At 58.8% G+C, this 12,027-nt stretch carries 10 protein-coding genes and 1 pseudogene; 7 read left to right on the plus strand and 4 right to left on the minus strand.

The features are described from left to right. Window positions 1–69: 69 nt before the first annotated feature. A complete protein-coding gene (locus tag ABH944_RS23010) occupies window positions 70–1,428 on the minus strand; it encodes an NAD(P)/FAD-dependent oxidoreductase (RefSeq protein ID WP_404609067.1) in 1,359 nt (452 codons plus the stop codon). Window positions 1,429–1,504: 76 nt separating this feature from the next. Further along, entirely contained in the window at window positions 1,505–4,249 is a 2,745-nt protein-coding gene (gene polA, locus ABH944_RS23015; RefSeq protein WP_404609069.1) for a DNA polymerase I, read from the minus strand. 1 nt (window position 4,250) lies between these two features. Here polA and ABH944_RS23020 point away from each other — a divergent pair, with 1 nt between their 5' ends. Then, window positions 4,251–5,000, plus strand: coding sequence for an LOG family protein (locus tag ABH944_RS23020; RefSeq protein WP_062086228.1), 750 nt, complete (start codon window positions 4,251–4,253; stop codon window positions 4,998–5,000). Window positions 5,001–5,055: 55 nt separating this feature from the next. Here ABH944_RS23020 and ABH944_RS23025 read toward each other — a convergent pair whose 3' ends face one another. Beyond that, window positions 5,056–6,588 carry an AMP nucleosidase gene (locus ABH944_RS23025; RefSeq protein WP_404609071.1) on the minus strand — a complete coding sequence of 511 codons (1,533 nt, stop codon included), beginning with the start codon at window positions 6,586–6,588 and terminating at the stop codon, window positions 5,056–5,058. Window positions 6,589–6,787: 199 nt separating this feature from the next. Here ABH944_RS23025 and ABH944_RS23030 point away from each other — a divergent pair, with 199 nt between their 5' ends. From ABH944_RS23030 to ABH944_RS23055, 6 genes and pseudogenes are all read left to right on the plus strand, one after another. Beyond that, complete coding sequence (locus ABH944_RS23030; protein WP_404609073.1) at window positions 6,788–8,023, plus strand: tyrosine-type recombinase/integrase; 1,236 nt, start codon at window positions 6,788–6,790, stop codon at window positions 8,021–8,023. A 616-nt stretch (window positions 8,024–8,639) separates the two neighbouring features. After that, a complete protein-coding gene (locus tag ABH944_RS23035) occupies window positions 8,640–8,921 on the plus strand; it encodes a CppA family protein (RefSeq protein ID WP_404609074.1) in 282 nt (93 codons plus the stop codon). A 38-nt stretch (window positions 8,922–8,959) separates the two neighbouring features. After that, the gene (locus tag ABH944_RS23040) at window positions 8,960–9,364 is read left to right on the plus strand and encodes a DUF2471 domain-containing protein (RefSeq protein ID WP_404609075.1); all 405 of its coding nucleotides are present in this window, start codon (window positions 8,960–8,962) and stop codon (window positions 9,362–9,364) included. Between the two features lie 61 nt (window positions 9,365–9,425). Continuing rightward, window positions 9,426–9,746 (plus strand): annotated as a pseudogene (locus ABH944_RS23045) (porin); the annotation flags it as partial. A gap of 460 nt (window positions 9,747–10,206) precedes the next feature. Then, a complete protein-coding gene (locus tag ABH944_RS23050) occupies window positions 10,207–11,136 on the plus strand; it encodes a hypothetical protein (RefSeq protein WP_404609077.1) in 930 nt (309 codons plus the stop codon). Between the two features lie 202 nt (window positions 11,137–11,338). Then, entirely contained in the window at window positions 11,339–11,659 is a 321-nt protein-coding gene (locus ABH944_RS23055; RefSeq protein ID WP_213762448.1) for a hypothetical protein, read from the plus strand. 203 nt (window positions 11,660–11,862) lie between these two features. On the opposite strand, the gene ABH944_RS23060 is transcribed toward ABH944_RS23055, so the two are convergent. After that, a partial coding sequence (locus tag ABH944_RS23060; protein WP_472975135.1) for an IS1096 element passenger TnpR family protein occupies window positions 11,863–12,027 on the minus strand: 165 nt, incomplete at its 5' end.

Genomic DNA, 12,027 nt, shown 5'->3' on the forward strand with positions numbered 1-12,027 from the left:
AGCTAACCAAACGATAACCACTTTGAAGCGCACACTTCGCTCCGAAGCGGCTGCCTATTCTAAACAGCTTTAGTGGAGCTTGACGCGTGGCGCGGTGGAGCGCCGCAGCCAGTGGGCGACCGTATCCAGCGTCATGCGCGCCCAGCCATGCAGCGCAGCAATATGCATGCGATACAGCGACTGATACATGAAGCGCGCGAACAGCCCTTCAATCAGCATGTTGCCGCCGATCAACCCGCCCATCAGGCTCCCGACCGCGCTGAAGTGCCCGAGCGACACAAGCGATCCGAAGTCCCGATACGTGTAGTCGGGCAACGGCTTGTCTTCAAGCCGCCGCTCAAGCGACTTCATCAGGAAACTCGCCTGCTGATGCGCGGCCTGCGCACGCGGTGGAACGTTGCGCCCTTCTTTCTCGCCGCCCGGCCACGGACAGGCAGCGCAATCGCCGAGAGCGAAAATGTTGTCGTCGGTTTCGGTCTGCAGCGTGCGGCGCACAATCAACTGGCCGAGCCGGTTGGTGGCCAGGCCGTCGAGTTTCGCAAGCACGCCCGGCGCGCGAATACCGGCCGCCCAAACGGTCAGATCGGCGGCAATGGTCTTGCCGCTTGCCGTGCGAATGGAGCCGCGCGACACTTCGGCCACCGTCTCGCCGGTCATCAGCGCCACGCCAAGTTTGTCCAGCAAATCGGCGGTCGCCGTGGATACACGCTCGGGCAACGCGGGCAGAATGCGCGGCCCGGCTTCGATCAGCACAATGCCGATATCGTGTTTCGGATCGAGCTTGTGCAGCCCGTAAGCGTGCAGCACTTGGGCCGTGTTGCGCAGTTCCGCCGACAACTCCACGCCCGTCGCTCCGCCGCCGACAATCGCCACCTGGATCCGCGGCTGCCTTGGGCCGGCATTGGCAGCGCTCGCCGGCTGCGGTTCCGGCGCCCGATATTCCGCGCGTATGCACGCGGCAATCAGCCGTTTGCGGAAAAGCTCGGCCTGGTCGACAGTATCGAGCGCGAGCGAATTTTCCTGTGCGCCCTGAACGCCGAAAAAGGCCGTCGTACTGCCGATAGCAATAATCAGGGTGTCGTAATTCAGGTCGCGCTGCGGCATCAGTTCGCCGGCTTCATCGTCGAGAAGGGGGGCGAGCGTGACGCGTCTGGCCGTCCGGTCGATGCCGAGCAAATCGCCCTGCTGGAACTCGAAACCATGCCAGCGCGCCTGCGCCGCATACGGCAATTCCTGCGAGAACGGGTCCAGGCTGCCGGCCGCGACCTCATGGAGCAGCGGCTTCCAGATATGCGTGGAATTGCGATCGATCAACGTGACTTGCGCACGCGCCTCACGCTTGCCGTTTGCGTTACTGAACTTGTCACCAAGACGCGTGGCCAGTTCAAGCCCACCCGCTCCGCCGCCGACGATGATGAAACGATGCATTCAGACTCCCCTATGACATCATTCAAAACTAGCTGGATGGGCCACCCGGCACGGTCAATGCGCCCTCGGTGCGCCCTCAGTGAGCCTCTTCCCAGTTGTTGCCCACGCCGACTTCCGCCACCAGCGGCACCTTCAGTTTGGCGACGCCGCACATCAATTCCGGCAGGCGCTTGCGGACCTCGGACAACTCGGCTTCAGGCACTTCGAGCACGAGTTCGTCGTGGACCTGCATGATCATCCTGGTCTGACTCTTCGAGGCTTCCAGCCAGTCCTGCACAGCAATCATTGACAGCTTGATGAGGTCGGCCGCCGTGCCTTGCATGGGTGCATTGATCGCGGCGCGCTCGGCTCCTTGCCGGCGCGGTCCGCTGCCGCCGTTGATCTCGGGCAGCCACAAGCGCCGCCCGAACACGGTCTCGACAAAACCATCGCGCTTCGCCTTCGAGCGCGTTTCTTCCATGTAGTTGGCGACACCCGGATAGCGCTGAAAATACCGGTCGATATAAAGCTTTGCCGCATCGCGCGAAATGCCGATATTGGATGCCAGTCCAAACGCGCTCATGCCGTAGATCAAGCCGAAGTTGATGACCTTCGCGATGCGCCGCTGGTCGCTCGATACCTCGATAGGCGTGACACTGAAAATCTCCGAAGCAGTCGCGCGATGCACGTCCTCGCCTTCCGCGAACGAGCGCATGAGCGACGGGTCGCCGGAGATATGCGCCATGATCCGCAACTCGATCTGCGAGTAATCCGCCGACACGATCTTGCTGCCCGGCGGCGCGATAAACGCCTCGCGAATCCGCCGGCCTTCGGCCGTACGCACCGGGATGTTCTGCAGGTTCGGTTCGTTCGACGACAAGCGCCCCGTCACAGCCACCGCCTGCGCATAATTCGTATGCACGCGGCCGGTCTTCGCGTTGACCATGCGCGGCAGCTTGTCCGTGTAAGTGGACTTCAGCTTCGACAAGCCGCGATGTTCCAGCAGGATCTTCGGCAGCGGATAGTCTTCGGCGAGCTTCTGCAGCACTTCTTCATCAGTGGAAGGCGCGCCGCTCGGGGTCTTCTTGACCACCGGCAATTGCAGTTTCTCGAAGAAAATCTGGCCGATCTGCTTCGGCGAGCCCAGGTTGAATTCGCCGCCCGCGAGCATGTACGCCTCCGCCTCGAGTTGGATCAGGCGCGTGGCGATCTGGCCGCTTTGCACCCGCAGCAATTCGCCGTCGATCAGCACGCCGTTGCGCTCCATCTTGCGCAGCACGCGCGAGGTCGGCATTTCTATGTCGCGGTACACCCCAAGCAGTTGCGCTTGATCGGCAAGCTGCGGATAAAGCGCCTGATGCAGCCGCAACGTGATGTCGGCATCTTCGGCTGCGTAGGGCGCGGCCTGCTCCAGCGCCACTTCGTCGAAGCCAATCTGCGACGCGCCCTTGCCCGCCACCTCTTCATACTTGATGGTCTTCTCGCCCAGGTGCCGCAACGCGAGATTGTCCATGTCATGGGGCCGGTGCGACTCCAGCACATACGATTGCAACAGCGTGTCGTGTTCGACGCCGTTCAATTCAATGCCGTAGTTCGCCAGCACTTGTTCGTCGTATTTCAGGTGCTGGCCGACCTTCTTTTTCGACGGATCTTCAAGCCACGATTTAAGCTTTTGCAGGACTTCGTCGCGCGGCAATTGCACAGGAGCGTCCGGCCCGCGATGCGCGACCGGAATATAAGCCGCACGCCCCGGCTCGACCGACACCGACAACCCGACGAGTTGCGCAAGCATGGGGTCGAGCGCAGTCGTTTCGGTATCGAAGGAAGTCAGCTCGGCGGCATTGATGCGCGCGAGCCATTCGTCGAATTGCTCCCACGTCTGCACGGTGTCGTAATGCCGCTCCATTTCGGTGGCCAGCGCAGGCGGCGTGGGCATGTCCTCCGGACCTTCAACCGCGTCCGCAATTTCCACTTCCCGCAGCCAGGTCTTGAAACCGTGGCGCATGAACAGGTCGCGCAATTCATCGCGGGCCTCGGGCCGCGCCGGAAGCGTTTCCTCGATCGACACGATCTGCTCCGTCAGGTCGCACTCCGTCTGTACGGTAACGAGCTTTTTCGCCATGGGGAGGAAGGGCAAAGCGTGGCGCAGATTGTCTCCCACCGCACCTTTTATTTCGTCCGCGTGTGCCACGATGCCATCAAGGGTTTCGTATTGCGCGAGCCATTTCAACGCTGTCTTCGGCCCGCACTTTTCGACCCCCGGTACGTTATCGACCGTATCGCCGATGAGCGAGAGATAGTCGACGATCCGCTCCGGCGGCACGCCGAACTTCCCCAGCACCCCGGCGCGATCGAGCGTCTCGTTGGACATCGTATTGATGAGGGTGACATGATCCGTCACAAGCTGCGCCAGATCCTTGTCCCCGGTCGACACGACGACTTTCATGCCGCGCTTTTCGGCGGCAACCGCAAGCGTGCCAATGACGTCGTCGGCCTCCACGCCCTCGATCATTACGAGCGGCCAGCCGAGCGCCCGCACGGTCTCGTGGATGGGTTCTATCTGTTTGGAGAGGTCCTCCGGCATGGATGGCCGGTTTGCCTTGTAATCCGGGTACCAGTCGTCGCGAAACGTCTTGCCCTTAGCGTCGAATACGCACGCGCTATACTCTGCATTGATGTCCTTTCGCAACCGCCGCAGCATGTTGATCATTCCGTACAGCGCGCCGGTTGGACCGCCGCCAGGGCCGCGCAGATCCGGCATGGCGTGGTAGGCCCGATAGAGATAGCTGGATCCGTCGACCAATAGCAGGGTCTTACCTTCAAGATTAAGTTCTTCAGGCATTATGAACAAAAGAAAAGTGATTCCGAGTCTGCGATCGCTCGCAGATCAAGAGCGCGCGACGGCCAAGAAGGCCCGCGCATCGTGGCAGATGTTCACGATTATGGCAGAGTTTATCGAGGCGACCGAGTACCTGTCCGAGATCCGCCCTGCCATCAGCATCTATGGTTCGGCGCGCCTGAAACCGGAGTCGCCGTACTACCAGCTCACCATAGAGATCGCGCAGAAATTTTCCGACGCGGGCTTCGCCGTCATCTCCGGCGGCGGCCCCGGCATCATGGAGGCGGCCAACAAGGGCGCCCATGCGGGAAAGTCGCCGTCGGTGGGGCTGAACATCGAGTTGCCGCACGAGCAGTCGGGCAACCAGTGGCAGGACATCTCGCTGCGCTTCAGGCACTTCTTCACGCGCAAGGTCACGTTCGTGAAGAATTCGGACGCCGTGGTGGTCATGCCGGGCGGTTTCGGTACGCTTGATGAAATGGCCGAAGTGCTGACGCTGATCCAGACCAAGAAGTCGCGGCACGTGCCCATCGTGCTGGTCGGCGCCGAGTTCTGGGAAGGCCTGCTCTCGTGGTTCCGCAACACGCTGGTCCCGACCGGCGTGATCAGCGCGAAGGATCTCGACCTGATGCAGGTGATCGACGACCCGGACCAGGTGCTGGAAGCGGTGCTGCAGTTCTACGAAGACCGCGAGACAGCCGAAGAACAACCGGCCGAAGGCAAGTCGGACGAAGACCGGATGTTCTATCTGTAGTGGTTTGATAGCGTAAGCGCTCCCTGTGCGGCTCCTTTCGGAGCCGCTTTTTGCATTACTGGAATGCTACTTCCGCAAAGCCGCGCAGCTTCCGGCTATGCAGTTTCGACAGCCCGTTCATCCGCAGCAACTCCATCGCCTTCACGCCGATCTGCAAGTGCTGATCCACTTGCGCCCGATAAAACTGATCCGCCATGCCCGGCAATTTCAATTCGCCGTGCAAAGGTTTATCGGAGACGCAAAGCAGGGTTCCGTAGGGCACTCGAAAGCGGAATCCATTGGCGGCAATGGTTGCGCTCTCCATATCGAGCGCAATGGCGCGGCTTTGCGACAAACGCTGTACCGGCTCACGATGATCGCGTAATTCCCAATTACGGTTGTCCACGCTCGCCACCGTTCCCGTGCGCATGACGTGCTTCAGATCCACGCCTTCGAGCTTCGTCACTTGCGCGACCGCTTTCTCGAGCGCGACCTGAACCTCGGCCAATGCTGGAATGGGAATCCATAACGGCAGATCGGCATCGAGCACGTGATCTTCGCGCACATAACCATGTGCCAATACGTAGTCGCCCAGGCGCTGCGTATTCCTCAATCCCGCGCAATGCCCGAGCATGATCCACGCATGCGGACGAAGCACCGCGATATGGTCCGTGATCGTCTTCGCATTCGACGGACCCACGCCAATATTGACCATGGTGATGCCGCTGCCATCGGCGCGTTTCAGATGATAGGCGGGCATTTGCGGCAGACGTGCCGGCGCCACGCCCTGCTGCTCCTCTTGCGAATCGCCCAGGTTCTCGTTGCCCGTGATCACGTCGCCGGGTTCGACAAACGACGTGTATTCGCTTCTATAGGCCCGCGTCTCTTCGTCATTCGCGCTGGACATGATCCTGCGTCCGAGCTTCACGAATTCATCGATATAAAACTGGTAGTTCGTATAAAGCACGTAGTTCTGGAAATGCGTAGGCGAAGTCGCCGTGTAATGCTTCAGCCGATGCAAGGAGAAGTCCACGCGCGCCGCCGTGAACAATGCAAGCGGATGCGGTTCGCCCGGAGCCGGTTCATAGGTCCCGTTCACAATGCGGTCGTCGAGCAGCGCGAGATCGGGCATATCGAAGATATTGCGCATGGCGAGCAGCCGGTCGCGATCCAGGTCGCCTTCCAGGTGAATGCCTTCCGCAAACGCAAAGTGAATGGGCACGGGTTGCGCCGACACGCCCACTTCAATCCCGACATGGTGATTCTTGGTAAGAAGCCGCAATTGCTCGCGATAATAATGGCCAAATAAATCAGGCCGCGTGAGCGTGGTTTCGAAAATGCCCGGCCCTGCTACAAAACCATATGAACGGCGTGAATCAATTTGCGTATTCAACTCGGTACGCACGCGCACGAACGGATAACACGCCCGCACACGATGTGAAAAAGGTTCGTTCTTCCTGTAGCGCGCGAACGCGTCGCGCAGGAAAGAGGTGTTGGCTTCGTAGATTGCCGATACCCGCGCAACCGCCGCCACGGGGTCGTCGAAAGACTCCGTGGGGAAGTTGTTGGCAGGTGTGGAATGGCTGGCTTGGGTCCGGTCGTTTGTCATGATCTTTTGCGCTCTTGTGATGGAAGGTAGGCCCGACTAACGACGAATCCAGTAGCATCCACAGACACGGCTGGAGGCCAGGCAGGTAAAGGCTTTCAAGTCTTGGCGCATCCGTTACCATCCATTGACTTCCGCTCCTTTTTAGTACACCGTTTAGACCACAAACCTCCCTTGAGGTTGTCCTTGTGTACATAAAACTATGTCCAAACTCGCTACGGCCCTTACGGACACTCGCGTTAAAGCCCTCGAGCCCAAGGTGGCACGCTATCTGGTGTCAGACGGCGGGGGTCTCGTTCTCGAAGTGCTAACTTCTGGGTCTAAAGTCTGGCGCTACCGCTACTCCCTCCACGGCAAGCAACAGCCGATGACAACCATAGGCGACTACCCCGCCATCAGTTTATCGGAAGCGCGTGAAAGAGCGCGCAAGTACGCCAAGATTGTGGAAAGCGGCAAGTCTCCCGTTGAGACGGCCCGTGAAGACCGGGGAACCGTGGTCCGCCTCGATACCGTTCGGTTGTTCGGAGCCGCTTACTACACCGAGAGGATCGCGCATATGTCAGCCGCGTATCAGCGGACCATCACGCGAGCCCTGGACAAGGACATTTACCCCGCCATCGGCAAAAAGCCGCTGTCCGAAGTCACCGCCTTAGACGTGCTGGCGATCACCGACCGCATCAAAGCGCGGGGGGCTCCGCAGACGGCCTTAACAGTTCGCAATCTGCTTAAAAGAATGTTCGCATACGCCGTGTTTCGCCGAATGATGACAACCAACCCAGCTGCGGCGGTCGAGGCAAAGTACGTTGCGACGCAATCAAGTCGCACGCGCGTCCTGTCTCCCGACGAGATAGGCACGATCCTGCGAGCGATCTATCGCTCAAACATGCGCCATGAATTGAAACTGGCGCTGCACTTGCTCATGCTCACGATGGTGCGGAAAACCGAACTCACCTCGGCGCTGTGGACGGAATTCGATTTGAAAGAAGCCATCTGGCGCATACCAGCGGGCCGCATGAAAAAGTCAAAAGAGCATTGGGTCTATCTGCCGACGCAAGCCGTTTCGATCCTGCGGGAGTTGGAGAAGCTAACTGGAGGCGAAGGCTATGTGTTCCTCTCGCCTAGAAGCCGGGAGCCGCGTGCAGTCTCCCGCGCTGCGCTGAACGTTGCCGTCGATGTCCTGAAGCTGGATGTAGCGGATTTCGTGCTGCACGATTTCCGGCGCACGGCTTCAACGCATCTGCATGAGATGGGATGTTCGTCAGATGCCATCGAAACGGCCCTCGCGCACACGATCAAAGGCGTGCGGGGGATCTACAACCGAGCTGGCTATGCGGAGGAACGGAAACGCATCATGCAATTATGGGCGGATTTCGTGGATGCGCAGATTGCCAATCCCGCAAAGGCTAATTTTCGTGGGGCCGAAGGCAAGTCCGCATAAATGCGCATCGCCCGATTGCCGATCTGCGTAAGAACCGAAGATTGCACTGGGAGGGGAACGGCGTGCGGTTTAGCAGCTCTCGTCCCAGGCGACGATTGATCGCTCGCCCACATCGGGAAAGGAGCCCGTGTACGGAATGAACAGCACCGGACGTCCCGACGACATGACGAACGTCCTCGCGAATGGAGTTTGTCGGGATGTGCTTTTCGGTGGCGGAGGAGCCTGTCCTCGAAGCCTCGGTCTAATCGGGCAATGCGAGTATCTCGCGTGCCTTATCGTTCAGCCTGGGCGACGTACAGAAGGCCTATGACCGGACGACCTTCGATGAGGACCGCCGCCAGGTCATGCAGGAGCGCGCTGATTACGTCGGCCAATTCCCAAGGTGTTTGAGATGGCCGAGGCGTTCGCGATTGGAGCACGCTGGGCATCTCGCGCCCTGTGACCGGGCAGAAGTGCGTCAGCCGACTCTGCGTGCTCGACGACCCATTGCACATCGACCTTGATCGCCATCTGCATTCTCTTTCTGTCGGCCGAGCCCAACATCCTGCGAATTAACTTGCATCTTGAGCGGGTACTGTTTAAATTAACAGTACTGTTTTTATATACAGGATCGGTCATGAATCAGCTCATCCGCATCTTGAACGAAGGTGACCGCGAAACGCTTGCGTGGTTGCGCAAGCATGTCGGAGACGTGCGCCTGGCTGCTGCTGCGCGACATCTGGGAGGCAACGGTAAACCGTACCTATCCGCGGTGTGCCGCTATCTCGGCGTACGGCCACCAACGCCTCATCAACATAGCCGGTCTGTTGAAGACTGCACAGTCGGCGATAACTATCTTGCTCAGATCCGCCAGTTGTTGGCACAGCGAAACCAAGCGTTGTTGAAGCTTCACCTTTGATGCTGCGGGTTGCCGCGAGTCTTCAGGAAGATAACAATATGATCAACGACTCTGCTCTTGATTCGGATGTCCACGACATCAATCCTGTCGCCCTCGAACGCGCACTCCGCAGCGCGTCGCTCGACCTTCAGCAGATCATTGCCTCGGTCGCAGGTCGTTACCTCGACAATGGCCGTCATCGTTACTCAAGTGGCGTGCGATTGCCGACCTGGCGCACACTGCTGACAATCGACGACCAGGTCTTTGAGAATCGGGGCTTCCGGGCGCGGCACGACGAGACAGTACGCTCGACGTTTGTCCGGTTTAGCGACAGTCGTTTGTGCGCGATGGATCTCGACGAACCCGTCGACTGGCGTCGTGACGACGATAACTTGCCAGCCGTGTACCTGCTCGTGCGCGCACTGGTGCAGGCCGACGCTACCGATATAGCTACTCAGGATTAATGTGCCGATAGCGCATTCGAGTCTGGCCGTCTGAATCGCCCATTGACGTGGACCGCTATCGGTCACCCGCGCCTATTCCACGGCGCGGGTGATCACCGTGGCGCGCGTGGGCGCAAAGTACCGGATCAGCGCAGTGATGTTCGGCGGCTATTACAGTTTTTCCCAGTACACATCCGACGCTGCGTCGACATTTCGAGGCAGCGAGCGTTATAACAACGGTTCGGTGTTTGCGCAATGGAACGTGACCCTGGCGTTTACCGCGCAGCTTGGCTACGACATTCTCAAATCGAGCGGAAATTCGTCAGCGACCTACAACCAAGTGACGGGTGTCGCCGACTATCTGCTCAGCAAGAGCACGGACATTTACGTCATGGGCGGCTGACTTTCCACATGTTCTCTGGCCGCGGTTCATTTGGCCACGGTGAATGCCCACTTTCGAGAACGCCAGCACCACAGCTCAGCCCTCTTCGACCGTTCCAAGCGGCGCACGAACAAATTGCGCGCATCCTATCAACTCCCAGCCGATTGCGAATTCGGCAATCATTGATCCGCGCGGACTGACGCCAGCCCGGTTACGAAACATTCGTGTGAATCGCAGCCTGGAATTCTCAGTGCTGATTGACCCCGGCTCCAAAATTCGATAAATTCACACCTGTAATTTGGGGGCGCACATCTGTGCGTCGTGCATCCTTGAGACACTTGGAAGCACGTGTCGGCTCCCGTCTTAGAACTGACCTCGAGTCGGTTGTAGGCCGAAGGACAACATAGTCGCGACGAAAGTAGATCTGCCTGCGCTGAACTAGCGGGGTGGGTTCTTTCGACCGTATGTTATGGAGTTCCGGATGCCGATCATTAACTCTGACGATCAACAGCACTTGGCGCTGCACCTTGACAGGCTGCGTCAACTTCCCCGAGTTCTCCTTGAGACTCCTGCCGTCCCCTTCCCAGCAACTGCTGCTATAGACTCCGCCTGCCCGCAGGAAATCGCCCAATGGGCATATTGGGGGGAAAGTCTGTATCCCGCGACGCTCGATGACTTCATCAAGTCGACCAAATCAGGCGGGTCCCACGAGAAAACCGCGAAAAGTCGTATCGCTGCCTGCCGTCGTGAGGTCGCTCGCCTCAACAACACCTTGATGATGCGTGGCCAACGCCCTATTTCCGAGGACGTTGCCCCCAATGCGGGTCAACTGGGCAAGGCCATCCCGACTGGCATGGCAAACTACGCCGTCATATTGATCGACCAGATCAAGGCAGATCGCACGTTTCTCGAATCGAAGCAATCAAACCAACGCCTGGACCTCCTGGCGAAAGATCTCGGTTTTAAAGGATACGGTGCGTATAAGAGCTTTTGCGCCGAGCTTGAAAAAGTTTGTGCCGAGATGGGTTTCGGTAGCTACCGCAATCTGTGCATGGGTAGCGCCTACATCTCCCATCTGCGGGAAGCCCGCCCCGAACTCAGTGGCATCCTAAACTCCGAAGAATGGAAGACTGGTGAGGCGGTCTTTCGGCAGCGCTCTCCGTATTTGATCGATCGCATTGTCGAGTGCCGCAAATCCCCGCGTGATTGCGGCTTCTGGCTTGAGTTGCAGGGCGGACACCTCTACTGCGTCTTCCGCGATGGCGAGGTCTTTGGCTGGGACATCATTTTAGGTATGTTCGAACAGGGCTACGAGCCTGCAATGCCCGGCCATGAGCAAGCTCGAGCTATGGCAGAGAAGATCCTTTCCGAGGTTTTCGCCGAGGCCGGGACTCCGCCCGACGCCGACTGACGATCTCACCGCCGCCGCTCTGCTGGTACGGGCAGATCCACCCGATTGTGGCACTGCGTGTTTTTACGAAGCAGACCCGGTCGGTGAACCCACTATGCAAGCAATTTCGTAGTCGGATCCAGCCTGCGCGGAGCTAGAACGGCGCTTGACTACTCGGAGCCAATGCCTTTGGCAAATCTGGACAAAAAATTCGGAGTGAGCGATGTACGACGATAGAGCATTTGAAGCTGGCTGGAACGCTGGCGTTATGGCGGATGGAGAGCCGGACGCTTTTGAGTTCTCGCAGTACAAAGACGAATACCGCGAGGGCTTCGTTTTCGGCTATGGATACGCGCTGGGGTTCCGCATGGCTAGCTCGTGGTTTGGGGTCAGCGAGTCGGGACGGATGGTGTGCAAGTACTCATTGTGGGGCGCCGAAGCACTCGGCAGGAAACACTTCAAAGATCCGGCGTTGCTTCAGGTCTATCTCGACGGTTATAACAGCGAAATGGAATCCGAGGCTGAGGACGACCAGGATGACTGAGGCGTCGACCTAGTCCCTGCTTGGCGGCGAACCTCGTACATCGAGGATCGCCGCTTTCTGGCGCAGATACAAGCATAGGTGCGTTGCTTGTGCATCAGTCATGTTCCGTGGCGCGCACTGCGAGGTCGCCTACCAACTAACCAATTCGACGGTGTACTGGATCACTTCCCCGGTAAGCGTCATGCAGAGGCCGCGCCGACCGTTCAGAACTCAAATTCCGCTAGTCGTTCGTTGACGGCAGCGAGGTCAAAAGCATCGGGATCGAAACTGCCGCCACACCATTCGAGCAGTTGCTCATGGTCTTCATGAGACGGGTCGGTTATAGCTTCTAAGAATTCGATGTACCCGGGTCCACCACCGACGTCTTC

Source organism: Caballeronia udeis, assembly GCF_044909315.1.
GTDB lineage: Bacteria > Pseudomonadota > Gammaproteobacteria > Burkholderiales > Burkholderiaceae > Caballeronia > Caballeronia udeis_A.